Origin of the sequence: Caballeronia sp. J97 (genome assembly GCF_905220305.1) — a bacterium.
Taxonomy (GTDB): domain Bacteria; phylum Pseudomonadota; class Gammaproteobacteria; order Burkholderiales; family Burkholderiaceae; genus Caballeronia.
Map to the genome: position 1 here is coordinate 216,871 of NZ_CAJMZL010000004.1, position 25,990 is coordinate 242,860.

Annotated in this window: 28 protein-coding genes and 1 tRNA gene; 9 read left to right on the plus strand and 20 right to left on the minus strand. The window is 63.2% G+C overall.

Translation table 11 applies throughout. The features are described 5' to 3' along the window. Window positions 1–177: 177 nt before the first annotated feature. The 3 genes from U4Y90_RS09290 to U4Y90_RS09300 are packed head-to-tail and all read left to right on the plus strand — an operon-like array spanning window position 178 to window position 2,160. Window positions 178–876 (plus strand): fumarylacetoacetate hydrolase family protein, encoded by a 699-nt coding sequence (locus U4Y90_RS09290; RefSeq protein WP_321794273.1) that lies wholly within the window; start codon window positions 178–180, stop codon window positions 874–876. Window positions 877–886: 10 nt separating this feature from the next. Continuing rightward, window positions 887–1,531 carry a maleylacetoacetate isomerase gene (gene maiA / locus U4Y90_RS09295; protein WP_321794274.1) on the plus strand — a complete coding sequence of 215 codons (645 nt, stop codon included), beginning with the start codon at window positions 887–889 and terminating at the stop codon, window positions 1,529–1,531. Next, window positions 1,528–2,160: a LysE/ArgO family amino acid transporter gene (locus tag U4Y90_RS09300; protein WP_321794275.1), complete on the plus strand. Its 633-nt coding sequence runs from the start codon at window positions 1,528–1,530 to the stop codon at window positions 2,158–2,160. The genes maiA and U4Y90_RS09300 overlap by 4 nt, the downstream gene beginning before the upstream one ends. A gap of 33 nt (window positions 2,161–2,193) precedes the next feature. On the opposite strand, the gene ftsY is transcribed toward U4Y90_RS09300, so the two are convergent. Then, window positions 2,194–3,444, minus strand: a complete 1,251-nt coding sequence (ftsY, locus tag U4Y90_RS09305) for a signal recognition particle-docking protein FtsY (RefSeq protein ID WP_321794276.1) — start codon at window positions 3,442–3,444, stop codon at window positions 2,194–2,196. Between the two features lie 233 nt (window positions 3,445–3,677). Here ftsY and rsmD point away from each other — a divergent pair, with 233 nt between their 5' ends. From rsmD to U4Y90_RS09320, 3 genes are all read left to right on the plus strand, one after another. Beyond that, a complete protein-coding gene (rsmD, locus tag U4Y90_RS09310; RefSeq protein ID WP_321794277.1) occupies window positions 3,678–4,304 on the plus strand; it encodes a 16S rRNA (guanine(966)-N(2))-methyltransferase RsmD in 627 nt (208 codons plus the stop codon). A 99-nt stretch (window positions 4,305–4,403) separates the two neighbouring features. Beyond that, window positions 4,404–4,910, plus strand: a complete 507-nt coding sequence (gene coaD / locus U4Y90_RS09315) for a pantetheine-phosphate adenylyltransferase (protein ID WP_321794278.1) — start codon at window positions 4,404–4,406, stop codon at window positions 4,908–4,910. Between the two features lie 84 nt (window positions 4,911–4,994). Then, window positions 4,995–5,255, plus strand: a complete 261-nt coding sequence (locus tag U4Y90_RS09320) for a YfhL family 4Fe-4S dicluster ferredoxin (RefSeq protein ID WP_321794279.1) — start codon at window positions 4,995–4,997, stop codon at window positions 5,253–5,255. Here U4Y90_RS09320 and hisC read toward each other — a convergent pair. The 8 genes from hisC to U4Y90_RS09360 form a co-directional block, all read right to left on the minus strand. Beyond that, window positions 5,252–6,319, minus strand: coding sequence for a histidinol-phosphate transaminase (gene hisC, locus U4Y90_RS09325; RefSeq protein WP_321794280.1), 1,068 nt, complete (start codon window positions 6,317–6,319; stop codon window positions 5,252–5,254). The genes U4Y90_RS09320 and hisC overlap by 4 nt on opposite strands. Before the next feature lie 13 nt (window positions 6,320–6,332). Beyond that, entirely contained in the window at window positions 6,333–6,935 is a 603-nt protein-coding gene (pth, locus tag U4Y90_RS09330; protein WP_321794281.1) for an aminoacyl-tRNA hydrolase, read from the minus strand. Window positions 6,936–7,039: 104 nt separating this feature from the next. Then, a complete protein-coding gene (locus U4Y90_RS09335) occupies window positions 7,040–7,657 on the minus strand; it encodes a 50S ribosomal protein L25/general stress protein Ctc (RefSeq protein ID WP_321794282.1) in 618 nt (205 codons plus the stop codon). Between the two features lie 164 nt (window positions 7,658–7,821). Further along, window positions 7,822–8,775, minus strand: coding sequence for a ribose-phosphate pyrophosphokinase (locus U4Y90_RS09340; RefSeq protein ID WP_061165556.1), 954 nt, complete (start codon window positions 8,773–8,775; stop codon window positions 7,822–7,824). A 50-nt stretch (window positions 8,776–8,825) separates the two neighbouring features. Continuing rightward, window positions 8,826–8,902: transfer RNA gene (locus U4Y90_RS09345), tRNA-Gln, on the minus strand. Between the two features lie 53 nt (window positions 8,903–8,955). Then, window positions 8,956–9,837, minus strand: a complete 882-nt coding sequence (ispE, locus tag U4Y90_RS09350) for a 4-(cytidine 5'-diphospho)-2-C-methyl-D-erythritol kinase (protein WP_321794283.1) — start codon at window positions 9,835–9,837, stop codon at window positions 8,956–8,958. A 19-nt stretch (window positions 9,838–9,856) separates the two neighbouring features. Further along, window positions 9,857–10,432, minus strand: a complete 576-nt coding sequence (gene lolB / locus U4Y90_RS09355; RefSeq protein ID WP_321794347.1) for a lipoprotein insertase outer membrane protein LolB — start codon at window positions 10,430–10,432, stop codon at window positions 9,857–9,859. A gap of 50 nt (window positions 10,433–10,482) precedes the next feature. After that, on the minus strand, window positions 10,483–12,342 hold the full coding sequence (locus U4Y90_RS09360) for a tetratricopeptide repeat protein (protein WP_321794284.1): 1,860 nt from the start codon (window positions 12,340–12,342) through the stop codon (window positions 10,483–10,485). An 85-nt stretch (window positions 12,343–12,427) separates the two neighbouring features. On the opposite strand from U4Y90_RS09360, the gene mutM reads away from it, so the two are divergent. Then, window positions 12,428–13,258 (plus strand): bifunctional DNA-formamidopyrimidine glycosylase/DNA-(apurinic or apyrimidinic site) lyase, encoded by an 831-nt coding sequence (gene mutM / locus U4Y90_RS09365; RefSeq protein WP_321794285.1) that lies wholly within the window; start codon window positions 12,428–12,430, stop codon window positions 13,256–13,258. A gap of 6 nt (window positions 13,259–13,264) precedes the next feature. After that, window positions 13,265–14,326 (plus strand): A/G-specific adenine glycosylase, encoded by a 1,062-nt coding sequence (gene mutY, locus U4Y90_RS09370; RefSeq protein WP_321794286.1) that lies wholly within the window; start codon window positions 13,265–13,267, stop codon window positions 14,324–14,326. Here the strand turns inward: mutY and U4Y90_RS09375 are convergent. The 11 genes from U4Y90_RS09375 to kdsD form a co-directional block, all read right to left on the minus strand. Next, window positions 14,323–14,955 carry an LON peptidase substrate-binding domain-containing protein gene (locus U4Y90_RS09375; protein WP_321794287.1) on the minus strand — a complete coding sequence of 211 codons (633 nt, stop codon included), beginning with the start codon at window positions 14,953–14,955 and terminating at the stop codon, window positions 14,323–14,325. The genes mutY and U4Y90_RS09375 overlap by 4 nt on opposite strands. Window positions 14,956–14,989: 34 nt before the next feature. Beyond that, window positions 14,990–15,886: an RNase adapter RapZ gene (gene rapZ / locus U4Y90_RS09380; protein WP_321794288.1), complete on the minus strand. Its 897-nt coding sequence runs from the start codon at window positions 15,884–15,886 to the stop codon at window positions 14,990–14,992. Window positions 15,887–15,969: 83 nt separating this feature from the next. Then, the gene (hprK, locus tag U4Y90_RS09385) at window positions 15,970–16,938 is read right to left on the minus strand and encodes an HPr(Ser) kinase/phosphatase (RefSeq protein WP_050453002.1); all 969 of its coding nucleotides are present in this window, start codon (window positions 16,936–16,938) and stop codon (window positions 15,970–15,972) included. Between the two features lie 185 nt (window positions 16,939–17,123). After that, on the minus strand, window positions 17,124–17,579 hold the full coding sequence (gene ptsN / locus U4Y90_RS09390) for a PTS IIA-like nitrogen regulatory protein PtsN (RefSeq protein WP_061158932.1): 456 nt from the start codon (window positions 17,577–17,579) through the stop codon (window positions 17,124–17,126). Between the two features lie 414 nt (window positions 17,580–17,993). Beyond that, entirely contained in the window at window positions 17,994–18,353 is a 360-nt protein-coding gene (gene hpf, locus U4Y90_RS09395; RefSeq protein ID WP_061147280.1) for a ribosome hibernation-promoting factor, HPF/YfiA family, read from the minus strand. 184 nt (window positions 18,354–18,537) lie between these two features. Next, window positions 18,538–20,055, minus strand: coding sequence for an RNA polymerase factor sigma-54 (locus tag U4Y90_RS09400; protein WP_321794290.1), 1,518 nt, complete (start codon window positions 20,053–20,055; stop codon window positions 18,538–18,540). Between the two features lie 152 nt (window positions 20,056–20,207). Then, entirely contained in the window at window positions 20,208–20,975 is a 768-nt protein-coding gene (lptB, locus tag U4Y90_RS09405) for an LPS export ABC transporter ATP-binding protein (RefSeq protein WP_321794291.1), read from the minus strand. 11 nt (window positions 20,976–20,986) lie between these two features. Further along, window positions 20,987–21,673: a lipopolysaccharide transport periplasmic protein LptA gene (lptA, locus tag U4Y90_RS09410; protein ID WP_321794292.1), complete on the minus strand. Its 687-nt coding sequence runs from the start codon at window positions 21,671–21,673 to the stop codon at window positions 20,987–20,989. 30 nt (window positions 21,674–21,703) lie between these two features. After that, window positions 21,704–22,306 (minus strand): LPS export ABC transporter periplasmic protein LptC, encoded by a 603-nt coding sequence (gene lptC, locus U4Y90_RS09415; RefSeq protein ID WP_321794293.1) that lies wholly within the window; start codon window positions 22,304–22,306, stop codon window positions 21,704–21,706. Window positions 22,307–22,311: 5 nt separating this feature from the next. Then, on the minus strand, window positions 22,312–22,851 hold the full coding sequence (locus tag U4Y90_RS09420; protein WP_321794294.1) for an HAD family hydrolase: 540 nt from the start codon (window positions 22,849–22,851) through the stop codon (window positions 22,312–22,314). Beyond that, window positions 22,851–23,834: an arabinose 5-phosphate isomerase KdsD gene (gene kdsD, locus U4Y90_RS09425; protein ID WP_321794295.1), complete on the minus strand. Its 984-nt coding sequence runs from the start codon at window positions 23,832–23,834 to the stop codon at window positions 22,851–22,853. Before kdsD ends, U4Y90_RS09420 begins: the two co-directional genes overlap by 1 nt. A gap of 159 nt (window positions 23,835–23,993) precedes the next feature. Here kdsD and U4Y90_RS09430 point away from each other — a divergent pair, with 159 nt between their 5' ends. After that, the gene (locus U4Y90_RS09430) at window positions 23,994–25,988 is read left to right on the plus strand and encodes a cation:proton antiporter (RefSeq protein WP_321794296.1); all 1,995 of its coding nucleotides are present in this window, start codon (window positions 23,994–23,996) and stop codon (window positions 25,986–25,988) included. Window positions 25,989–25,990: the final 2 nt, after the last annotated feature.

Consider the following 25,990-nt stretch of genomic DNA (forward strand, 5'->3'; position numbering starts at 1 on the left):
TACTAAAACCGTCGCGCCGCCCGCTCGTCCGAAGGCCGTGCGAAAGCTCGCAAAGCCAAGCCTGACAAGCGTCGCCACGATTTGCACGCGCACGTTAAACTCTTTGTTCTCGTCGGCGGCCAGCGCCGGCGCATTTGTTCATGAATCTGCAAATCAAAACAGCAACAGGAGAGCGGGATGAGCTATGTGTTTTCTCCGGCGCCGGCGGCAGCGGTGCCCGTCGATGGTTCGAACGAGCAGTTTCCCGTGCGCCGCATCTACTGCGTCGGGCGCAATTACGAAGCCCACGCGCGCGAAATGGGCCACGATCCGGACCGGGAGCCGCCGTTCTTCTTCAGCAAGCCAGCCGACGCCGTGCTGAACGTAACGCCGGGCTCGACGGCCGAATTCCCGTATCCGTCGCAGACGAAAAATCTGCACTTCGAGATGGAGCTCGTCGCCGCGATCGGCAAGCAGGGCAAGGACATCCCCGCCGATAAAGGGCTCGATTACGTCTACGGCTATGCGCTCGGCCTCGACATGACACGCCGCGATCTGCAAGCCGAAGCGAAAAAGCTCGGCCGCCCGTGGGACACTGCGAAGGGCTTCGATCGCTCTGCGCCGATCGGCCCGATCCATCCGGTGTCAAAGGTCGGACATCTGGAGAAGAGCGCGATCTGGCTGACCGTGAACGGCGAGGAAAAGCAGCGCTCGGATATCTCGCAACTGATCTGGTCGGTCGGCGAGACGGTCGCGTATCTGTCGACGCTTTTCGAGCTCTTCCCCGGCGATCTCATCTTCACCGGCACGCCCGAAGGTGTCGGCGCCGTCGTGAAGGGCGACTTGCTGAAGGGCGGCGTCGATGGCATCGGCGAATTTTCCGTGCGTGTGGTCTGAGTCCGTAAATATGAAGCTCTATAGCTATTTCCGCAGCTCGGCGGCGTATCGCGTGCGTATCGCGCTGAATCTGAAGGGACTCGACTACGAGTACGAAGGCGTGCATCTGCTGCGCGAGGGCGGCCAGCAACTGAAGCCCGAGTATCGCGCGATCAATCCGGACGGCATCGTGCCGGCGCTGGTCGACGGTGACGATGTCCTCACGCAGTCCCTCGCGATCATCGAGTATCTGGAGGAGACGCATCCCGAGCCGGCGCTGCTGCCGAAGGGTCCGTCCGATCGCGCCTTCGTGCGCTCGGTCGCGATGCAGGTCGCGTGCGAGATTCATCCGCTCGACAATCTGCGCGTGCTCAAGTACCTGAAGCATCAGGTCAAGGTGCCGGACGAAGTGAAGGACGCGTGGTACCGGCATTGGGTCGAGACGGGCTTCGCGTCGCTCGAAAAGCGCCTTGCCGCCGACAAGCGCGTCGGCGCGCTCACGTTCGGCGACACGCCCACCGTCGCCGATCTGTGCATCGTGCCGCAGGTATTCAACGCGCGTCGCTTCGGCATCGACGTGAGCCCCTATCCGACGATCGCGCGCATCGCCGATTACGCCTGCACACTCGATGCGTTCGCGCGGGCCGCGCCGGCGCAGCAACCGGACGCCGAATGACGGCGGCGCATTCCGCGGGAGCGTTGTCGAGTTATCTGTCGGGTGCGGGACTTGGAGCGAGCCTGATCGTCGCGATCGGTGCGCAGAATGCGTTCGTGTTGCGGCAGGGGTTGAAGCGCAGGCACGTAGGCATCGTCGTGTCGATCTGCGCGTTCATCGACGTGATGTTGATCGCGCTCGGCGTCGGCGGAATGGGCGCGCTCATCGCGCGTGCGCCTTTTCTGCTCGATGTGATTCGCTGGGCAGGCGCCGTTTTCGTGTTTCTGTATGGCGTGCGCGCGTTCATCGCGGCATGGCGCGGGCCGGGACATCTGAACGCATCGGATGGCGATTCGCAAACGGCGATCGGGGCGGCGTCCACCGTGCTCGCCTTGTCGCTGCTCAATCCGCACGTTTATCTCGATACCGTCGTGCTGCTCGGCGGCATCGGCGCACAGCGTGGCTGGCCGGGCAATGCATGGTTCGCGGCGGGCGCCATGTGTTCGTCGGTCATCTGGTTCACCGCGCTCGGCTACGGCGCGCGTCTGCTGGAACCGTGGTTCGAGAAGGACATGTCGTGGCGCGTGCTCGATGTGATCGTCGGCTGCGTGATGTGGTGGATCGCGGCTTCCCTCGTCATCGCCCGATAAAAAAGAGCGTCCGCGTGGACGCTCTTTTCAGGTTCAGCCGAGCAACGCGTCCGCGAATTCTTCCGCGCTGAACGGCTGCAAATCCTCCACCTTTTCGCCCACGCCGATGAAGTACACCGGAATGGGCCGCTGACGCGCGATCGCGGCGAGAATGCCGCCCTTCGCGGTGCCGTCCAGCTTCGTCACGACGAGGCCGGTCAGACCCAGTGCGTCGTCGAACGCCTTGACCTGTGCGAGCGCGTTCTGACCCGTGTTCGCATCGATCACGAGCAGCACTTCGTGCGGCGCGTCGGGCATCGCTTTCGCGATCACGCGGCGCACCTTGCGCAGTTCTTCCATCAGATGAAGTTGCGTGGGCAGACGGCCGGCGGTGTCGGCCATCATCACGTCGATCTTGCGCGCGCGCGCCGCGCCGACCGCGTCGTAGATCACGGCGGCGGCGTCGCCGCTTTCCTGTGCGATCACCGTCACGTTGTTGCGCTCGCCCCAGACCGCCAGTTGTTCGCGCGCCGCGGCCCGGAACGTATCGCCCGCGGCGAGCAGCACCGACTGGTTGAAACGCTGCATGTGCTTCGCCAGCTTGCCGATGCTCGTCGTCTTGCCGACGCCGTTCACGCCCGCGATCATGACCACGAGCGGTTGCGCGCGGCCGAGCATCAACGACTTCTCGAGCGGGCGCAGCAGATCGACGAGCAGTTCGCGTAGCGCCTTCTTCACCTGCGCCGCGTCCGTCAGACGTTCCGCGCGCACCTTTTCACGCAGCGATTCGAGCAGAAATTCGGTCGCGTCGACGCCGGCGTCGGACATGAGCAGCGCGGTTTCGAGCTCTTCGTACAAGTCTTCGTCGATCTTCGCGCTGACGAAAATGCCGGTCAGATTGGAACTCGTCTTCGAAAGACCGTGACGCAGACGCGACATCCACGACTTCTTCGCGACCGCATCGAGCGTGGGCGGCGGAACGACTTCCTCGCTCGCCTGATCCGTTTCCGGGCCGCGCGCCCATTGCGATTGCGTGCGGCCTTGCCAGTATTCCTTCGATTCTTCAGATGGCGGCGCTGCGGGCGGCGTCGGCGCGGCGGGCGCAGCGGACGCCGGTGCGACGGATTCGACAGGCGCGGGTTCTTCCGGCTGCGCTTCTTCCAATGGCGCATCGGCGCCTAGCGCCTGCCGTTCGAGCTCGGCGTCGGAGAACGCTTCGTCCTCGGCCGCCTCGATGGATTCTTCCTGCGGCGTGTCGAGCGGCGCGTCAGCCGGCTTTTTGAATTTCTTGAAGAAGCTGAACATGGATGTGTGGCGATGATGCGCGCGTGATCCGATGGCCCCGTGCGCGCGTTCGAGACGCTGTGCGCGCGGCCTGCGCGATGAGATAGAAGGCGCATATTTTATCAGGCGCGGCCGTCCGCGCCCGTGCGGCTCCCGGCATGGCGCGCGCGTGTGGTAACGTTGGCTTTCATTGCTCGCGCCGGACGTTCGTCAAGTAAAAATACGCCGGCGCGCCCGACACCAACCTTTCTTCTATGCCCCGCTCGTCCGCCACTCGCTCCGCCTTGCCCAGCCATACGCCATCGCGCGGAGGCAAACCGCACACGATCCGCATCATCGGCGGAGACTGGAAGCGCACGCCGCTGCCCGTGCTCGATCTCGACGGCCTCAGGCCCACGCCGGATCGCGTCCGCGAGACGCTCTTCAACTGGCTCGGGCAGGATCTTTCCGGACAGCGTTGTCTCGATATGTTTGCCGGCAGCGGCGCACTCGGTTTCGAGGCGGCGTCGCGCGGCGCGACGCGCGTGCTGATGGTCGAAAGGAGCGCCAAGGCGGCGGCGCAGATCCGGGCGAATCAGGCGAAGCTCGGCGCGCGCAATATCGAGATCGCGGAAGCGGACGCGCTGCGGCTCGTCGCCAGCGTTGCACCGGGTTCGTTCGACGTGATCTTTCTGGACCCGCCGTTCGGCGATCACGCGTTGCTTTTGCGCGCGCTGGAACTGGCCGCGCCGCTCGTCGCGCCGGACGGAGCGATTTACGTCGAATGCGGCGATCCGCTCGACGTGGCGGGCATCGATGCGCTCGCTGGCTGGAGCGTCGTGCGCGAAGGCAAGGCGGGCGCGGTCCGCTATCATTTGCTGCGCCGCGAAAATGAGGAATAATGCGCGTTCCCGATTTTGGCGCAGCCGATCTCGCAGGAAATGAGGCAGAGTTGGTCGTCGCAGCCACGCGGCCCAATGTAAATAGAAGAGGAGAAGCTCATGGTTGTCGCCGTGTATCCGGGTACGTTCGACCCGCTCACTCGCGGGCATGAGGACATCGTCCGGCGCGCATCGAGCATTTTCGATCAGCTCGTCGTGGGCGTCGCGGACAGCCGCGCAAAGAAGCCGTTTTTCTCGTTGCAGGAGCGTCTGGATATCGCGCACGAGGTGCTCGGGCACTATCCAAACGTGCAGGTGAGCAGTTTTACCGGGTTACTAAAGGATTTCGTGCGCAAGAACAACGCGCGCGTGATCGTGCGCGGACTGCGCGCCGTTTCCGATTTCGAGTATGAGTTCCAGATGGCCGGGATGAATCGCTATCTGCTGCCCGATGTCGAGACGATGTTCATGACGCCGTCCGATCAATATCAGTTCATCTCGGGCACGATCGTGCGCGAGATCGCGCAGCTCGGCGGCGACGTCAGCAAGTTCGTGTTCCCGTCGGTGGAAAAGCGGCTGATGGACAAAGTCGCTATCCTGTCACAGAAGGATCCTGCGGCGCCGTGAGCGCCGGGCCCGCGCGCTTCATCCGGATTGCACGATGCGCGCGGGCGTCATGCCGGTTTCGGAACCGGCGCAAGAGAGTGAAGCATGTCTTTGATCATTACCGACGAGTGCATCAACTGCGACGTTTGCGAGCCCGAGTGCCCGAACGACGCCATTTCGATGGGTCCCGAGATCTACGTGATCGACCCGAACAAATGCACTGAATGCGTCGGCCATTTCGACGAGCCGCAGTGCCAGCAAGTGTGCCCCGTGGAATGCATTCCGCGTGACCCGGCGCACGTCGAAACGCCCGAACAGTTGATGGCCAAGTACCACGTGCTGATGGCGGCCAAAAGCAATTCCTAGCCGACGATCTGCGTCAGCGCCGCGACGAGCGTGTCGCATTCGGCCGGCGTGCCGATCGAAATGCGCAGATGCTGGTCAATGCGCGGCAGCCTGAAGTGGCGCACGAAAATCTCTTGCGCTTTGAGCGCGGCGGCAAGTGTCGCGGCATCGTGCGCAGGATGTTTCGCGAAGACGAAGTTGGCTGCCGATGGAACGACGTCGAAACCGAGCGTCCGTAGCTGCCCGATCAACTTGTCGCGGCTCGCGACGACCTTCGCGCAGCTTTCCTCGAACCACGCCTGATCCTCGTACGACGCGAGCGCCGCGACCTGCGCGAGGCGATCGAGCGGATACGAGTTGAAGCTGTCTTTCACGCGCGTGAGCGCCTCGATGAGCGCCGGGTCGCCGAACGCGAAACCAACGCGCATGCCCGCCAGCGAACGCGCTTTCGAAGTCGTCTGCACGACGAGCAGGTTCGGATAGGCGTCGATCAGATTCACGGCCGATTCCGCGCCGAAATCCACATACGCTTCATCGATGATGACGGGCGCATCCGGATTCGCCTTCAGCAGCACTTCGATTTCCGAAAGCGGCAGGGCGCGGCCCGTCGGTGCATTCGGATTCGGAAGCAGCACGCCGCCGCTCGGCGCGCGGTAATCGTCGACATCGATCGCGAAATCCGCGTTCAACGGCACGGTCTCGTATTCGACGCCGTAGAGCTGCGCGTACACCGGATAGAAGCTGTACGTGATGTCGGGGAAGCGGATCGGCTCGTCATGCTTGAGCAGTGCCTGGAACGCGTGCGCGAGCACTTCATCGGAACCGTTGCCGGCGAACACCTGTTCGATGCGCAAGCCGTGATGTTTCGCGACGGTTTCGCGCAGCGCACGCGCGGTCGGATCGGGATACTTGCGCAACGAAGCGCCATCCTCGCCGAGCTCGCGGCGAATCGCTTCGACCACGCGCGGCGACGGCGGATACGGATTTTCGTTGGTATTGAGCTTGACGGGGTGCGCCAGCGCGGGTTGCTCGCCCGGCACATACGGCGTCAGACGATGGACGATGTCGCTCCAGAAACGGCTCACGGTCGGCTCCAAATTATGAGTTGCGATGCAGGTTCATCATGGCACGCTCGGTTTCGCCGGCGACGACGAAAGGCATCACGGCGAGCGCGCGCTCGATCGACTGATCGATCACGTCCTGTTCCTCGCGGCGCGGCGGCTTGAGGACGAAGTTGGCGACATCGGGTTTCGCGCCGGCGCGCGCGCCTTCGGGAATGAGATCGCGCGGATGCCCGATGCCGATGCGCAATCGCCAATACTGCTGCGACGACAGATGCGCGGAAATGTCCTTCAGGCCGTTGTGCCCGCCGCTGCCGCCGCCGAGCTTCATCTTGACGGTGCCGGGCGGCAGATCGAGTTCGTCGTGCGCGACGAGAATCTCATCGGGAAGAATCTTGAAGAACTGCCCAAGCGCGACGACCGATTGTCCCGAGCGATTCATGAATGTCTGCGGTTCGAGCAGATGCACTTCGTGACCGTGCAGGCGTCCCTTGCCGTAGAAGCCGTGGAAACGGCGCTCGTCGCGCAGCGTCGCGCCGGCATCGCGCGCGAACTGGTCGACGAACCAGAAGCCCGCGTTATGTCGCGTCGCGGTGTATTCGGCGCCCGGATTGCCCAGGCCGACGATCAGCTTGATCATGTCGAGTCTTGTAGAACGAAAAAAACCCGCCGGGGCTTGCGCGCCGGCGGGTCACGTCGACCGTTCTTGCGAACGGATCGAGAGGATAGCGGTGTTCCGCGTGCTTACTCGGCTGCCGGCTTTTCGCCTTCAGCTTCGCCAGCCTCTTCCGACACGACGGCAGCCGGAATGGTCGCCGAAGCTACCACCGGATTTTCCGCCTCGACGGAAACCGTCAGGCTCACGCCCTTCGGCAGCGGGATGTCCTTCGCGTGCATCGTCTGACCGGCTTCGATCTTCGCCAGATCGATTTCGAGGAACTCAGGCAGGTCTGCCGGCAGGCATTCCACTTCCAGTTCCGTCACGACGTGCGAGATGACCGCGCCCGACAGCTTCACGGCCGGGTTGGTTTCCTGGTTCATGAAGTGCAGCGGCACCTTGGTGTGCAGCTTCTTCTTCGCGTCGACGCGCTGGAAGTCCACGTGCAGCACGAGCTGCTTGAACGGGTGGTATTGCACGTCGCGCAGCAGAACTTGTTGCGACTTGCCGGCCACTTCCAGGTCGAGAATCGACGAGTGGAAAACTTCTTTCTTCAGGGCGTGCCACAGGGCGTTGTGGTCGAGTTCGACCAGTTGAACGTCCGTTTCACCGCCGTACACGATACCCGGGGTCTTGCCCGAGTTGCGCAGGCGGCGGCTCGCACCCGTACCTTGCTTGCTACGCTCGAAAGCGACGACTTTCATCTTTGACTCCTATATTGCCCGCGACCAGGCAGGGAAACCGGGATCATCGAAAATGTGTGATCCCACAACACAATGACGCGAACCTTCGTCCGTTCGCGTCGTACTTCTGCCGCAACGATGCAAAAACGCGAAGCATGTGCTTCGCGTTTCTTGCTCGATTCTGTTTAGCCTTCGGCGAAGAGCGACATCACCGAGTCGCCGCGCCGGATTCGGGAGAAAGTCTCCGCGAGCAGACCCGCGCTCGACAGCGGGCGGATCTTCGCGCAAGCCAGCGACTCGGCCGACAGCGGAATCGTGTCCGTGACGACGAGTTCATCCAGCTCCGACGCCGTGATGCGCGCCGCCGCGCCACCCGACAAAACCGGGTGCGTCGCGTATGCGAAAACCTGCTTCGCGCCACGCTCCTTCAGTACTTGAGCGGCCTTGCACAGCGTGCCGGCGGTGTCGACCATGTCGTCCATGATCACGCAGGTACGGCCTTCCACTTCACCGATGATGTTCATCACCTCGGCGACATTCGCCTTCGGACGGCGCTTGTCGATGATCGCGAGGTCCGTGTTCAACTGCTTGGCGAGCGCACGCGCGCGCACCACGCCGCCGACGTCCGGCGACACGACCAGCAGGTGGTCATGATTCTGCTTGCGCAGATCGCCGAGAAGCACGGGCGTGGCGTAGATGTTGTCGACGGGGATGTCGAAGAAGCCTTGAATCTGGTCGGCGTGAAGGTCCATGGTGATCACGCGATCGACGCCGGCAATTTCCAGCATGTTCGCGACGACCTTCGCCGAGATGGCCACTCGCGCGGAACGCGGACGGCGATCCTGACGCGCATAACCGAAGTAGGGGATGGCTGCGGTGATCCGGCCTGCGGATGCGCGCTTGAGCGCATCGACCATGATCATCAGTTCCATCAGGTTATCGTTCGTGGGCGCGCAGGTGGACTGCAGAACGAACACGTCTTTACCCCGAACATTTTCCTGAATCTCGACCATGATCTCGCCGTCTGAGAAACGGCTGACCATCGCTTTACCGAGAGGAATTCCAAGGATTTTGACGACTTCCTGTGCAAGCGCGGGATTTGCGTTGCCAGTAAAAACCATCAGGCCGTCACTGCTCATCGTGCACCTGTCTGCGGCTGGAAACGAGAGGAAAAACGCGAGAAAAGGAATGGCAGGGGAGGAAGGACTCGAACCCTCGCATGCCGGAATCAAAATCCGGTGCCTTGACCAACTTGGCGACTCCCCTACACAACTCTGAGCCTTGCCGGAATGTGTAGGACATACCCGACAAAACAAAACCTATGACGCGAAAGCGAAGAGAGGATGAGAATCCAGACTTGCCGTTACCACGCTCTTCCAGCTTGCCGGAAGCTTGGCTTGCGCCATTTCTGCTTCGGCCCGGCTGGTGAAAGCGGCAAACACGCTTGCTCCAGATCCAGTCATTCGCGCCGGTGCGAGATTGGAAAACCACTCGAGCACCTTCGCAACTTCCGCGTACTTTCCCGCAACTACAGCTTGCATGTCGTTTCGACCGAAGCTGTCTGGCCAGTTTGTGTCTGACCTTTGCTGTGCAAGAAAGTCCATCATTGTGACGACTTTCGTATCCCGTGTCAAGCTTTTTTCGGAGAAAATCGCCGCGGTGGGGACGTGAGCATCGGGCGTTACCACCAGGATGAAACGTTTCGGCAGATCGACTGCCTGGAGCGCTTCTCCCACACCTTCTGCGAATGCATTTTGCCCGAAGACAAAAAACGGCACGTCCGCGCCGAGTTGCAGGCCGAGATTCTGCAGAATCTCACGCGAAAGATCAACACCCCAGAGGCGATTTAACGCTAAAAGAGTGGTCGCCGCGTCGGAACTGCCTCCGCCGAGACCTGCGCCCATCGGCAGACGCTTGTCGATCTCGATTTCCACGCCGAACTTCGTGCCCGTGTGCTGCTGAAGCAGGCGCGCGGCGCGCACGACGAGATCGCCGGCTTCGGGCACGCCTGGGATATCCGTCTTGCGCGCGATGACCCCGTCGTCGCGACGCCTGAAGTGCAGACGATCGCCCCAGTCGAGCAACTGGAAGACGGTCTGCAACGAGTGATACCCGTCCGGACGGCGGCCCGTGATGTGCAGAAAAAGGTTCAGCTTGGCGGGCGCGAGGCAGTCACGGAGCGAATCGTTCGATGAGGACATGCGTGAGGCGACTACGAAGTTATTGATCGAGCACGAGCTTGATGTCGAGCGGCGGTTCGTTGCGCGAGAGATTCACGCGTTTCACGCCGGTCGCTGGCGCGTCGGCATAGGCCAGATAGTCGATCGTCCAACCGTCCTGCCTGATTTCCTTCGGACGGCCGTTGTTCGCTTCCGGATCGAGCGTCGTCTGCGCGCGCGAGGCCGGCGCGGCCGATGGCTGCAGCCAGTAGCGCAGGCCTTCGACCGGCAATGCGAAGCCGAGCGTGTTCTGCATCAGCTGGGATACGTTGTCGGCGCTCAACGGTTGCTTGTTGGGGAGTTCGAGCGTGGCGAGCGACGGCGAAGAAGTCACGATCGCCATGGTCTGGCCGAGCGGATTGCGCAACTGCAGCGTGACGGTGTCACCCGTTTCCTGCCAGTCGAAATTGCCGTACGCATTGCGCTGGACGCCGTTCTGGTCGTTGTACTGCACGGCGAAGCGTCCGTGATACGCACGGCTCGTTTGCGTCGCGAGGGAAGTGGATGCGTTGGTCGTCGTGGGAACGCGCGGCTGGACCGCGCAACCCGACATCACCAGCGCGGCGGCTACCGCCATGCCGAGCGCGCCGCGTCGAAGCGATGCGCCGGCGAGAAAATCGAATGCGATCAAAGGTCGTTTACCTGGAGTCGTTTTAACGTTTTGACGAGCGTATCGTTGTCAGGTTCGAGCTTTTGCGCCTGCCGCCACGTCGCGCGCGCCTGGTCCTGCTGCCCGGACTTCCACTGGACTTCGCCCAGATGCGCGCCGATTTCGGCATTCGGCTGAAGGTTATAGGCGTTCTTGAGAATTTTCTCCGCCTCAGCCGCGTTGCCCTGACGGAAGCGCGCCCAGCCGAGGCTATCCATGATGAACGCATCGTTTGGCGCGAGCGAAACCGCCTTTTCGATCAGCTTCACCGCTTCGTCGAGCCGCTGGTTCCGGTCGACGAGGGAATAGCCGAGCGCGTTGTAGGCCTGCGGATTGGTGGGTTGCGTGCGCATCAGCGTGCGCAACTGCGCCTCCATGACGTCGTAGTGACCGTTCTTTTCGGCGGCCATCGCGTAGTCATAGACGAGATCGGGATCGTCCGGGAACGCGGCCACCGCCTTCGCGAGATTCGCTTCGGCTTCCTTGTAGCGATGCGCCTCGAAGAGAATGGCCGAGTCGGTGCGCGCGAGCAGCGCGAGATCGCGCGGATCGGAGCTTTGCAGGCTGCCGATGAGCGCACGCGCGTCGTCGACCTTGCCTTGCTTCGCCAGCAATTGCGCGCGCGTGATCTGCGCGGGCAAATACTGCTGGCTCGTGCGCGGAATCTTGTCGAGCCACTGGCTCGCGGCAGCGTCGTTCTTTTGCTCGAGCGCCAGTTGCGCGAGATAGATGTACGCCTGGCCGGGGTCCGCGCCGGGCGTGCTTTCCGCCGTTTTCGCGTACAGATTCAGAAAGTCCTGCGCCTTGTCGAACTGCTTCTTCTGGATGTTGATGAGCGCGAGCGCCATCAGCGGCGTCAGGTCTTTGGGATCGTTCTTGCGCATGATCTCGAACTGCTTCTGCGCGTCGTCGAGCCTGTCGGCCGACAGGTACAACTGCGCGAGCGCGAGCCGTGCGTCATGCGATTTCGGATTCTTGTCGAGATATTTCTCGAACGACGCGATGCCTTCCTTGCGTTCTTCCGGGCCCATGCGCGCGAGCGTCAGCGCGGCGGGCAGATAGTCCGGCTTCAGTTGCAACGCCTTTTCGAGCGAGGCTTTCGCGCCCGGCGGATCGTCGGCGATCAGTTGCTGGCGCGCGAGCGCGAGTTGCGTCTCGGGCCGGTCCCGATCGTTTTGCGTCAGATCTTTGAGCACGTTCAGCCCGCCGACGCGATTCGGTCCGCGCGCGAGCAAGGTCTGCAGGGAAATAATGGCGTCGCCGCGCTGCTCGGGCGACACCTTCGCGAGTTCACGTTCGAGCGTCGGCTTCGCGTCTTCCGGCTTTCCGCTGACGATCAGCAGCGATGCGCTCAATTGCGCCGCGCGATCCGAATGCGGTGCGAACTGTTGCCAGAGTTGCGCCGACGTGAGCGCGTCGTTCGGGCTTTGCGCCGCGATTGCGATTTCGGTCGCACGCTGCGCGAAACGCGGATCGTGCGTGTCGCGGGCGAGCGCGAGATACGTTTGAAATGCGGGCGCCGGCTGGCCGCGCTGCAGCGCGACTTCGGCTGCCAGAACCTGAAACACGATCTGGCTGGACATTGCCACGTTCGGCAAATCCTGCGTTTCGGCGCCGCTGACCGGCGCGGTCAACAGGTCCGCGGCGTTTTGCGCGTCGGCCTGATCGTCGGCGCTCGGAACGGGCGTCGCGTTCGGCTCCTGAGCGTGCGCGGGTGCGAACGCGAGCGCGGCCATCGCGAGCGCAACGGCGCCGGCGATTCGCGACATTGGCATGGCGAACGAATGCGTCGAGCTGGCCTGACGCTTCGGAAACAGCTTCATGACGAACGAGTTCATGGAATTCCAGACGATGTTTCAGTCGATTGTAACGCGGTCGCTAAAATACCGGCACACTCGCCCCAGCAAGTCTCTTTACAGAAAAATGCCCGAACTGCCGGAAGTCGAAGTCACCCGCCGGGGAATCGAACCCTACGTCGCCGGACGACGCGTCGAGCACGTCGACGTGCGCACGCCCATGCTCCGCTGGCCTGTCCCGAAGCATCTTCCGAAGACGCTGGACCATCTGAAAATCGAGAAGGTGGAGCGGCGCGGCAAATATCTGCTGTTCGAAACCGCGCAGGGCTGGCTGATCGTCCATCTCGGCATGACGGGCACGCTGCGTGTGCTGCGGCACGTGCCGAAACCGCCCGAGGCGGCGAAGCACGATCACGTCGATATCGTGTTCGACGATTTCATCCTCCGTTTTCGCGATCCGCGCCGCTTCGGTGCGATCCTCTGGCATCCGCGCTCGGAAGGCGACGTGCTCGATCATCCTTTGCTCGCGAGCCTCGGCGTCGAGCCGTTTTCGCCGGAATTCTCGGGCGCGCTGCTGTTTCGCGAAACGCGCGGGCGCAAGGTGTCGGTGAAGCAGGCGTTGCTCGCGGGCGGCATCGTGGTGGGCGTGGGCAATATCTATGCATCGGAGAGCCTCTTTCGCGCCGGGATCCGGCCGACGACGGCAGCGGGGCGCATCTCGCTCGTGCGCTATGACCTGCTCGCGGACGCCGTGCGCGTGACGCTCGCGGCCGCCATCGACAAGGGCGGCAGCACGCTGCGCGATTTCGTCGGCAGCAATGGCGAGTCGGGCTACTTCCAGCTCGACTATTTCGTCTATGATCGCGCGGGCCTGCCGTGCCACGTTTGCGGCACGGCGATCCGGCAAATCGTCCAGGGACAGCGCTCGACTTACTTTTGTCCGCGCTGCCAACGCTAAATTCCGATGCTCGCTCTCACCGATTTTTCGTCGCGCCTCATCGCGTGGCAACGCATTCACGGCCGTCACGACCTGCCCTGGCAAAACACGCGCGACGCGTATCGCATCTGGCTGTCGGAAATCATGCTGCAGCAGACGCAGGTTTCCACCGTCATTCCGTACTACGCGCGATTCCTCGAACGCTTTCCGACGGTGACCGCGCTCGCCGATGCGCCCATCGACGACGTCATGGCGCTCTGGGCCGGACTCGGCTATTACTCGCGCGCGCGCAATTTGCATCGCTGCGCGCAGGTCGTCGCGCATGAGCATGGCGGAGCGTTTCCGCAAACGGTCGAAGAACTCGCGATGCTGCCGGGCATCGGCCGTTCGACGGCGGCGGCGATCGCGTCATTTGCGTTCGCCGCGCGCGCGACGATTCTCGACGGCAACGTGAAACGCGTGCTCGCGCGCGTGTTCGGCGTCGAAGGTTTTCCGGGCGAAAAGAAAGTCGAAAACGCGATGTGGACGCTCGCGGAATCGTTGTTGCCGGACGCCGCGAACAAGGACGAAGTGACCGCGTATACGCAAGGGCTGATGGACCTCGGCGCGACGCTGTGCGTGCGCGGCAAGCCCGATTGCGCACGCTGTCCGTTCGCATCGGATTGCGTGGCGAAGGTCGAAGGACGTCAGCGCGAGTTGCCCGCCGCGCGCCCGAAGAAATCCGTGCCGACGCGCAAAACGTGGATGCTGGTCCTGAGAGACGGCGATTCGGTGCTGTTGCAAAAGCGTCCGTCGAGCGGTATATGGGGCGGGCTATGGAGCCTGCCCGAAGCCGTGGACGAAGCCGCGCTGACGGAGCTGGCGCGCGATCTCGGCGCCGATGCGCATCTTCAGCGTCTTGCGCCGCTATCCCATGCCTTCACGCATTTCAAACTGGATATCGAGCCGCGACTGGGCGCCGCGCGCAACGCACCGTCCGAACTGACGGACGCCGATACCGTCTGGGCGTCGCTCGCGAAACTCGACGCCTACGGCGTGCCCGCGCCGGTGCGCAAGCTGCTCGACGCGCTGACCGGCTCGCTCATCTAAAGCAGCTGATGGTGCTGCATGTAGTGGTGCACCACATCGATGCGCGCGCCGGCGTCCATCAGCTCCATGAGCTTCTGGCGGGCGCGCATCGGGATCGGCAGGATTTCGGCGAGGCGATTGGAGACCCAGGTGGGGTCCTCGAATAGAAAGGGCTCGACGAACGGCAGATTCTGCGGCTCGCGCTCCTTGATCGTGTCGATGATGCGCTCCAGCACCTCCGCGCACGCGCCGAACTTCGCGAGCGTTTCGGCGCCCTGCAGCGGCTGATCCTCGCCCAGCAACTCCGCGGTGCCGACGAGCAGATTGCTCGGCTCTACGCGATGATCCGTCAGTCTGAAGCGATCGGTTCCGCGCGCCTGCACGAGCAGGAGGCCGAAGGTATCGACATCGCATTCGGAAATCTCGGCAAGGCAACCGATGCTCTCGGGCACCGACGGATCGCCCGGGGACGCGATCTCGTGCCCGCTCTTCAACAGGCATACGCCGAACGGCGCTTTCTCACGCAGACACTCCCGCGCCATGTCCAGATAACGTGCTTCGAAAATCTTGAGCGGCAGCAGGCCGCCGGGGAACAGCACGGTGTGGAGCGGGAACAGCGGCAAGTCGGCCAGAACAGGATTCGCGGACATCGCGTCCCTCCAGGATGGACCGCCGGCGCGGCGATCAGGTTCGCGTGTGAAGCGCGCTCTCATCCACCGGGATGGGCGCATCACGGTGCCGCACGATCACGTTTGCCTTCTCGCGAAAGCGCGCGGCGAGCGCCTCCGCGATGAACACCGAGCGATGCTGGCCGCCCGTGCAGCCGATCGCGACAGTGAGATAGCTGCGGTTGTCGTCACGAAAACGCGGCAACCATTTGTCGACGAACGTGCCGATGTCGTCGATCATCTCGCCGACCAGCGGCTGCGCCGTGAGGAAATCGATGATCGGTTTGTCCAGCCCAGTGAACGGGCGCAACTCGCGGTCGTAATACGGGTTGGGCAGCGTGCGCACGTCGAAAACGAGATCGGCGTCGAGCGGCACACCGCGCTTGAAGCCGAACGACTCGAACATCAGCGTGAGATCGGCGGCGTCCGTTTCGACGAAGCGCTTCACCCAGGCGCGCAGAACGTTCGCGCGCAAATTGCTCGTGTCGATCTGATGACCGTACTCCGCGAGGCCCGCGACCAGCTCGCGCTCACGCTCGATTGCTTCGGCGAGCGAGTTCAGCACGCCGACATCGGCTTCGCGCATCGGCGGGCCGGACAGCGGATGGCGCCGGCGCGTCTCCGAGAAGCGTTGGATGAGCGACTGCGTGCTCGCGTTGAGAAACAGCACGCGCAGATCGTAGTCCTTCGAGAGCGTGTCGATGATGGACGGCACTTCGTCGAGCGAGAGGCTCGAGCGTGCGTCGATCGCGACGGCGAGACGCGTCTGGCCTTCTTTCGCGAGATGGTCGGCGAGTTCGGGGAGAAAGCGCGGCGGCAAGTTGTCGACGCAGTAGTAGCCGCCGTCTTCCAGCGCGTTCAGCGCGACGGATTTGCCGGAACCGGAGATGCCGGTGATCAGGATGATACGCATGGGTCTGAAGGGGTTCGCTTTCTCCAAGCTTAGCACCTGCGCCCGATTCGTTTCGGCGCGCGCGACGGTTCGCGAAGCGCGCGTCAGATCAGCTTGCCGGGAAACTGGCTATCGGGATCCTGCATGGCAAGGCGCTGCCGGTCCATGAAATCGCGCAGGGTATCGATGCCGCGCAGTTGCAGAATGGTGTTGCGCACCGCAGCCTCGACCAGCACGGCAAGGTTGCGGCCGGCCGCGACCTGAATCGTCACCTTGCTGATCGGCAGGCCGAGCACGTCGACGCTCTGACTTTCGAGCGGCAGACGCTGGAATTCGCCGTCCGGCCTACGCACGAGTTGCACGATCAGCTTGAGTTTCATCTTCCGGCGTACGGCGGTTTCACCGAAGATCGTCTTGATGTCGAGCAGACCCAGGCCGCGCACTTCGAGCAAATTTTGAAGAAGCGGCGGACAGCGGCCTTCGACGAAATCGGGGCCGAGGCGCACGAAATCGACGGCGTCATCCGCGACGAGTCCATGGCCGCGGCTGATCAGCTCCAGCCCGAGCTCGCTCTTGCCGAGACCGGAATCGCCGGTGAGCAGCACGCCCATGCCGAGAATATCGATGAACACGCCGTGCAGCGTCGCGCGCGGCGCAAGAATGCGCGACATGTACGCGCGCAGGCTGTCGATCACGGCCGCTGCGGACATGCGCGTCGTGAAGAGCGGCGTCGACGAGCGCGTGCAACGGAGAACGAGTTCCGGCGGCGCGCCCACTTCGCCCGCGACGACCAGAAACGGCGGCTCTAGCGCGATCAGCTCGGCCATGTGGCGGGAGCGGTCTTCGTCGGACTGGCGCTGGTAATAGTTGATCTCGGCGTCGCCGAGAACCTGGATACGGTTCGGGTGAATCAGGTTCAGGTGCCCGACGAGGTCGGCGCTCGACGTCGCGTTGGCGACCGTCTCGCTCGAGAAGCCGCGTTCCCAGCCTTCGTGCCCGGTCAGCCAGCTAAGCTTCAGAGCGGCGGCGTTGTCGTCAAAAATGCTTTGGGCGTTGATGCTGGACGTATCCATGAGACCGGAACTCCGTTGGAAGCCGGAAGCAGCCTTTGCGTGACGACGAAGCGGGTCGCTTCGATACGCCGCATGGCGCTGCGTTTGACCGATTGTGCCCCAGAAGCTTCACGTAAGCGAGGCGCGTCCGGCGCGAAAGCAGCACGGACGCGCCTCGGGCGCGTAACGCTATGTTCGTGTGGCTATTACGGTTGCCATTGCGTGAGCACTTGATAAAGTGCGTCACGATCTTCTTCCTTGTGCAGGCGCTCGCGCGCCTCGCTGTCGGAGAGCAGTTGGGCGATCTCCGAGAGAATTTCAAGATGCTGCTGCGTCGCCTGCTCGGGCACGAGCAGAAAAATGAGCAGCGAGACCGGCTGGCCGTCGGGAGACTCGAACGCAACCGGTTCGGCGAGGCGCACGAAGGCGGCGAGCGGTTGCTTCAGCCCCTTGATGCGACCGTGCGGAATAGCGACTCCTTCACCGAGGCCGGTCGAGCCGAGACGCTCACGCGCGAAAAGATTGTCGGTGACGGTGCTGCGGGCGATGCCGTTCTGATTCTCGAAAATCAGGCCCGCTTGCTCGAATACGCGTTTCTTGCTGGTGACGGACAGTCCGAGAACGACGTTCTCGATGGGAAGAAATTTGGCTAAACGATTCATGTTGGCAGGCTGATGCGTGGCCTGATAGCTCCTCATCGTGGCAGCTGGCTGATAGCGCTCACGGCGATGGTGAAACGGAAAGTGCGCTGGCGGCGTTCTCTTCAGCGTGCCTGTCGTGCGACCCCGAAAATTACCGGATCATTATAGAACAGGGCACTGCCCGATGGTGCGCCGCGCAATGGCACCGTTTGCGATCCAATGTGCAGGACAAAGCCCTGAAAATCAATGGCTTGTGCCTCCCTACGGCGAAAATCCAACAAAAAAGCCGCCAGTCGGGGCGGCTTCGGTTGCCTGCATGCCCGGATCGATCCGTTCCGGATATTCGAGGATTTCCTCGAATCATGCCCGCCGTCCTATGGCGGCGGGTTTTGCTGTTATCCGCTGATCAGTCCAATGAGCATGCGCAGTACACGTTCAAGGCGACGGCGCTTCCACTTCGTGCGGCTCGCCGCGGTACTTCACGGACTCGTGGGCGTGACCCTGAATCTTGTCCTTGTGCTTGATGACCTGGCGGTCCAGCTTGTCGACCATCAAATCGATGGCCGCGTACATATCAGCGTCACAACTCTCGATAAAAATGTCCTTGCCCTTCAGGTGCAGGTTGATTTCTGCCTTCTGCCTCTTTTCCTTTTCCCTATGATTGTCGACCGAGAGGACAACGTTGCCGTCGATCACTTGATCGAAATGACGGAGCACCCTGTCCAGTTTCGTGATCACATACTCGCGCAACGCAGGCGTCAATTCGAGGTGGTGTCCACTGATCTTCAGATTCATAGTTGCTCTCCAAGCTAATGGCCGCTAGGCCACGTCGGCTCGTCCGATACCGGTCGGCAATGTGTCCCGTCGGCGCGTCATCCTGGCGCGCTTGATGAACGGGGCGCATCGGCCGGCACGTCCGCGCTTTCGCGTTGCGGCCGGTAAACGCCCATCGCAACACGCGATGGACTACAGAGACGGGTCATAGAGACTTGCGCAGATTCACTGCCGGGATCTTGAGGGCTTCGCGGTACTTGGCTACGGTGCGCCGCGCGACCACGAATCCTTGTTCCGCCAGCAGTTCGGCGATGCGGCTGTCTGAAAGAGGAGTTTTAGGGTCTTCCGCTCCTATCAGTTGCTTGATGAGGGCCCGGATCGCCGTTGACGATGCCGCGCCTCCTGTGTCGGTCGAAACGTGCGATCCAAAGAAGTACTTGAATTCAAGCGTCCCGAACGGGGTGAGCATGTACTTGCCTGTGGTCACACGAGAAACCGTCGATTCGTGTAATCCCAGCGTATCAGCAATCTCCCGCAAAACCAAGGGGCGCATGGCGATTTCGCCATGTGCAAAAAAGTTCTTCTGACGCTCCACGATCGCCTGTGCGACACGCAGGATCGTCTCAAACCTCTGCTGAATATTCTTGATCAGCCAGCGCGCTTCCTGGAGCTGTTGTCGCAGTGAGCCGCTGCCCGGATCGCCGCGGTTGTTGCGCAGGATGTTCGCGTACAAATGGTTGATCCGCAGCTTCGGCACGATCTCCGGATTCAACTCCGCCGTCCAGCCGCCCGACGTCTTGCGCACGAGAATGTCCGGCACGACGTAATCGGCTTCGCTCTTGCCGTACGCCGCGCCCGGAAAAGGCTCCAGCGACTTGATCAGCAAATGCGCGTCCCGGAGGGCATCGTCGCTCGCCTTCAGTTGCTTGCGCAGACGCGTGAAATCGCGCGCCGCGAGCAGTTCCAGATGGTTCGTGACGATTTCGAGCGCCAGCGTGCGCGTGGGCGAGCCATCGAGCCGCAGCAACTGCAGCTTCAGGCATTCAGAAGCCGAACGGCCGCCCACGCCGGGCGGGTCGAAGCTTTGCAGCAGCGCGAGCGCCGCGCTCAGTTCGTCGATCTCGACTTCGAGCTCCTCAGGGAGATCGGTCTGGACTTCATCGAGCGATGAAGTGAGATATCCGTCCTCGTCCAGCGACTCGATGAGAAAGGTGACGAGCGCGCGATCGCGCTGATTTGCCGCGGTCATGCGCAACTGCGCGGTCAGATGGTCGCGCAGCGTCGTGGTCGATTCGTGGATTTGCAGCGGCGGCAGATCGTCGTCGTCGGACGCGTTGTTCGAGCGGCCGTAGTCTTCGAGGTTCCACGAGCTGGAATCCTGCCCGCTGTCCGAACCCAGACCGTTGTATTCGTCGACGCCTTGCGGCTCGCTGCTTTCCGAGCGTTCGGAACTCGAGGTGCCGGACGTCGAGCCGTTGCTCATCATCGGCTCGGACGGAGTGCTCGGCGCCGCGGGCGCTGCGATCAGCGAGCCGTCCGCGGCGACGCGCAGCGGGCTTGCGATCCAGTCGTCGTCGTTCTCGAGCAGCGGGTTCTGAGCGATGGCCATCGCGACTTCCTGCTGCAGTTCGAGCGTCGACAACTGCAGCAGCCGGATCGACTGCTGAAGTTGCGGGGTCAGCGCAAGATGCTGCGAGAGGCGGAGTTGGAGGCTGGCTTTCATGGCAAAGTTTTATTCATTGTAGAGAGTTTGCCACGCGCGCGAAACCTCGCGGGGATTCCAAAAAAACGCATGCCGCCCAGAGGGCGGCACGTAAGTTTTGCTGCTTCCGGATGATGCGGCGCACGATGCACACCGCTTTTGCGACGGTGCGCTCACATGCGGAAATGCTCGCCGAGATAGACGCGGCGCACGCTTTCGTTCTCGATGATCTCGCTCGGCGCGCCCGCCGCGAGCACGGTGCCGTCGCTGATGATGTACGCGTGATCGCAGATGCCGAGCGTCTCGCGCACGTTGTGATCGGTGATCAGCACGCCAATGTTGCGCTGCTTCAGAAACTTGACGATCTTCTGGATTTCCAGCACCGCGATCGGATCGACGCCCGCGAACGGCTCGTCGAGCAGGATGAAGCTCGGATTGGTCGCGAGCGCCCGCGCGATCTCGACGCGGCGGCGCTCTCCGCCCGACAGCGACAGCGCGGGATTCTCGCGAAGGTGCGCGATCTGCAATTCGTCGAGCAAGGCTTCGGCGCGCTGGGTAATGTCGTCTTTGGACAGGCGTTTGCCCGATTCATTGGTTTGCAGTTCCAGCACCGCGCGGATGTTCTGCTCGACGGTGAGCTTGCGGAACACCGATGCTTCCTGCGGCAGATACGACAAGCCCAGATGCGCGCGCTGATGAATCGGCAGAAGGCTGATCGAATTGCCGTCGAGGTCGATCTCGCCGGCATCGAGCGGCACGAGGCCGACGATCATATAGAACGACGTGGTCTTGCCCGCGCCGTTCGGGCCGAGCAGGCCGACCACCTCGCCGCTTTTCACATCGAGCGACACGTCCTTCACCACGGTGCGCGAGCCGTAACGCTTCTTCAGATTGCGGACGACGAGCGAACTCGACTCGCCTTCCGGCTTACGGTGGGGCATGGCGGGCGAATTCACTGCGGCGGAGTTCCTTGAATGGTGTTCGACGGAGAAAGCGTGGCGGGCGACCCGTTCAGCGGCGCGGCGCCGCCGGAACGCGGCGCGAGCATCGCGCGAACGCGGCCGCTCGGATTGCCGGGGCCGGCCTGGTCCTTGCCCGCGCTCGCCGTGTAGAAGTCCTTCTGGCCGTCATAGGTGATCACGCTGCCGTGCACTTCGTCCTGCACCTTCGTCAGGCCTTGCAGACGGCGCACGACGGCGCGCGTCGTGAGTTTCGTGAAGTCGTTCTTGCCGTCGTAGTCGATGCGCACCGCGTTGCCGTCGATGTACTCGTCCAGGCCGTCACGCTTCTGGCGGAAATAGGAGAGGGTGTTGCCGGTCGACGTGCCGGTCGCGTACTGATAGCCCTGCGGGTCCTGCGTGACCTCGACGCGATCGGCCTTGATCACGATAGAGCCTTTTGTCGCGACCACGTGACCAGTGAAGACGTTCTTCTGGTTGAGATCGTCGTAGGACATGTTGTCCGCTTCGATATTGAGCGGTTTGTCGCGGTCGGCCTTTTCGGCGTGCGCCGGCAGCGCGGTCAGCGCGACAGCGATGGTCAGGGCGGCAGCGAGCCCGGCCCGCACGGCGTGCGTGGCGCGGCGCGCGAGCGTTGCGCGCGCATGGCCGCCATCGGGACGAGGGAACCTATCGTTCATGCAGTCACAGTATGGATGGGAGTGCCGGGATTACTTGGACGAGCCGCCGTTGATATCCGAGGCGGCGATCGCACCGCGCACGTTACCGAAGAGCTTCATTACCCGGGTCACGTTGTTGTAGTTCATGCCGTCGGCCGTCATCACGGACGGACCGCGCTGAAGTCTAACTGGTTTTTCCGTTTCGATGACATCGTCGTTCACCAGCACGCGAAAATGCTGGGAATCAGCCTGCATCTGCGGATCTCCATAACCCGCCACGCGCAAGATGCGCGCGTCGTCATAGAGATCGACGATCGAGACGTCGCCGTTGACCGTGCCGCGCAGGGCCGTCGCCGTGACGGTCGGCTTCATCGGCTGGAACATGCGCATCGCGGGGAGGGTGAGGTCGCTGATCTCGTCGTCTTCGTAATGCACCATCGACTTGGCCGTCAGTCGATATTGCGTCGTACCGGTGGCGTCGAGCTCGGAAACGGAGAAATCGTTGGCGAAGTAATCTGGCGTGTGGCGTTTTTCCGGCGCCGGCGCCTGCTGTGCCGGAGGCAGCGTGGCCTGCAACAGCCAGTAAGTGATGCCGGCCAGCGCAGCCATCGCGAGGAGCGGCAGGAGCGAGGCGAGCTTTCCGGGGCGCGGCATGGGCTTCAGCCTCCGAGCGCCGCGGCGAGCAGTTCGTCGTAGCGGTGTTGCGCGCGCAGGATCGCGTCGCAGACTTCGCGCACCGCGCCGTGGCCGCCACGCGCTTCCGCGACCCAGTGCACGCGCTGGATCACTTCGGGATGCGCGTTCGCGGGCGCCGCCGCGAAGCCGCAGCGGCGCATTACCGCGAGGTCGGGCCAGTCGTCGCCCATGTAGCCGCATTCGTCGGCTGCGATGCCGGTGGCCTGGAGAAGTTCGGCGAGCGCGACGGTTTTATCGCCGACGCCCTGATAGAGATGCGTGATGCCCAGTTCGCGCGCACGCGCCGCAACGATGCCCGATTGCCGCCCCGTGATGATCGCCGTCTGCACGCCGACGGATTGCAGCATCTTGACGCCGTGGCCGTCGAGCGAATTGAACGACTTCATTGCGTCGCCGTCGGCGGTGAAGAAGAGGCTGCCGTCGGTGAAAACGCCGTCGACGTCGAATACCATCAGCTTGAGCCGGCTTGCGCGTTCGGCGGCGGTGAGAGGCTTCTGCGCCATCAGATTACCTTCTTGGAGAAGAGGTCGTGCATGTTCAGTGCGCCGATCAGCGTCGCATCGGCGTCCACGACCAGCATCTGATTGATGCGATAGCGCTCCATCAGTTCCACGGCTTCGACCGCGAGATGATCCGGCGCGATCGTGCGCGGATTACGGGTCATGACATCGGCGAGCTTCAGCGCGCGGAAATCGCCGTCGCGCTGCAGGATGCGGCGCAGGTCGCCGTCGGTGAAGATGCCGTGGACATGACGATTCGCGTCGATGACCGCGGTCATGCCCATGCGCTTGTCGGTGATCTGGAAGAGCGCGTCCGCAACGGTCGCGTCGAGCGAGACGACCGGCACTTCCTCGCCCACGCGCATCACGTCGCGCACGTAGGTGAGCAGGCGCCGACCGAGCGCGCCGCCCGGATGCGAGCGCGCGAAGTCGTCGGGTCCGAAGCCGCGCGCGTCGAGCACGGCGACGGCGAGCGCGTCGCCGAGCGCCATCGCGGCGGTCGTGCTGGCCGTGGGCGCGAGATTCATCGGGCACGCTTCTTTATCTACGCGCGCGTTCAGATGCATGTCCGCCAGTTGGGCGAGACTGGATTCAGGACGGCCGGTAATTGCGATCAGCTTCGCCCCGAGCCGCTTGATGAGCGGCAAAATGGCGACGAGCTCCTCGGTTTCGCCCGAGTTGGACAGCGCGATGAAAACGTCGTCGGCGGTGACCATGCCGAGATCGCCGTGGCTCGCTTCGGCCGGATGCACGAAAAACGCGGGCGTGCCGGTGCTCGCGAGCGTCGCGGCGAACTTGCGCGCGACATGGCCCGACTTGCCGATACCCGACACGACCACGCGGCCGCGACAGCCGAGCAGCGTTTCGACCGCGCTCGTGAAGTTGTCGTCGAGAAGTTCGGAGAGCCCGCGAACGGCGTCGGCCTCGATCTGGAGTACGTTGCGAGCCAGCGCCAGCGCCCGGTCGCCATTGATTTTCGCTATCATGCGCGGAGTATAGCAAAGGCGATTCCGGGCCGCCCCGCCGGCAGCTCGCCGCGCCGCCGCCTATCCGCCCCGCCAGCCCTGTCGTCAGGGGCCTTTTTGAGATGCCGGAGCGCCAGCAGCACGCGCCTCGGAACACTGACGAACGAGGACGCCAGACGGATGACCTCTCCGCTCGAAATGACGCTGTTGCTGCTGCTCTGCTCCGTGGCAGGCGTCGTCGTATTTCGCTATTTCAACCTGCCGCCGATGCTCGGCTATCTGACGGTCGGCATCATCGTGGGTCCGCACGCAGCGGGCATCGCGCCGGATACCGACCGCGCGCAGCATCTCGCCGAATTCGGCGTCGTCTTCCTGATGTTTTCCATCGGGCTTGAGTTTTCGCTCTCGAAGCTGCGCTCGATGCGGCGCATCGTGTTCGGCCTCGGCGCGAGCCAGGTCGCCGCGACCATCGCGCTCGCGCTGATCTTCGGCTGGATCGCGAATTTCTGGACCGAGATGTCCTGGCAGGCGAGCTTCGCCCTCGGCGGCGCGATGTCGATGTCCTCGACCGCGATCGTCAGCAAGCTGCTCGCGGAGCGGCTCGAACTCGAGTCCGAGCACGGCCGCAACATTTTCGGCGTGCTGCTGTTCCAGGATCTCGCGGTGGTGCCGCTGCTCATCATCATCGCGGCGTTCGGCAACGGCAATTCGTCGCAACTGGCGATGTGGCTCGGCATCGCGGCGGTGAAGATCGTCGTTGCGTTGACGGTGCTGCTCTTCCTTGGCCAGAAGTTCATGACGCGCTGGTTCGATCTCGTCGCGCGGCGCCGTTCGCAAGAGTTGTTCATGCTGAACCTCCTGCTCGTGACGCTGGGCGCGGCGTTCATCACCGACAAGTTCGGGCTCTCGCTCGCGCTCGGCGCGTTCATCGCGGGGATGCTGATTGCGGAGACGCCGTATCGGCATCAGGTGGAAGAAGACATCAAGCCATTCCGCGACGTGCTGCTCGGCCTGTTCTTCGTGACGACCGGCATGCTGCTGAATCCGCGCGTGATCTGGGAGCATCCGTTTCTCGTGCTCGGCTTCTTTGTCGTGCCGATACTGCTCAAGGCCGTGATGATCACGGGCCTGGCGCGTACGTTCGGCGCGGCGCCCGGCGTCGCGATGCGCACGGGCCTCGGTCTCGCGCAGGCGGGCGAATTCGGCTTCGTATTGCTGAACCTGATTCTGGATTCGCATCTGGTCAACTCGACCATCCTCCAGGCGATTCTGTCGGCGATGCTGCTCTCGATGCTGGCCGCGCCGTTCATCATTCAGAACGCGGACCGCATCGTGCTGCGGCTGTCGTCGACGGAATGGATGCTGCAATCGCTGCAGATGACGAAGATCGCGACTCAAAGCCTCAAGCAAAGCGGCCACGTGATCATCTGCGGCTACGGCCGCGCTGGGCAGAACCTCGCGCGCATGCTGGAGCAGGAAGGCATTTCCTATGTCGCGCTCGATCTGGACCCGGACCGCGTGGCGGCGGCCGCGGCGGCGGGCGAATCGGTCGTGTTCGGCGACGCCGGGCGGCGCGAATCGCTGCTCGCGGCGGGCCTGCATCGCGCGGCGACGATCGCGATCACCTACGCCAATACGCCTTCCGCGATGCGCGTGCTGCACAACATCCACGAACTCGCGCCGACTCTGCCGGTGATCGTGCGCACCGTCGATGACGCCGATCTCGAAAAGCTCACCGCGGCGGGCGCGACGGAAGTGATTCCGGAGATCGTCGAGGGCAGCCTGATGCTCGCGTCGCATACGCTCGTGCTGATGGGCGTGCCGATGCGCCGCGTCGTGCGGCGCGTCGAGGAAATGCGCGACGCGCGCTACAGCCTCCTGCGCGGCTACTTCCACGGCGCCGACGACGTCGATGACGACGATGGCCACGAGCAGGTGCGGCTACAATCCGTACCGATCGACGCAAATTCCGAAGCCGTCGGGCATTCGCTCGACGATCTCGGGCTCGTCGGCAATGGTGTCGAGGTGACCGCGATCCGGCGCCACGGCATCCGGGGCGTCGCACCCGATCCCGAAACCAAGCTGCGCGCGAACGATATCGTCGTGCTGCGCGGCCTGCCCGAAGTGCTCGCGCAAGCCGAGGAAAGGCTCTCGCGCAACCGCCGGGCGGCGTAACT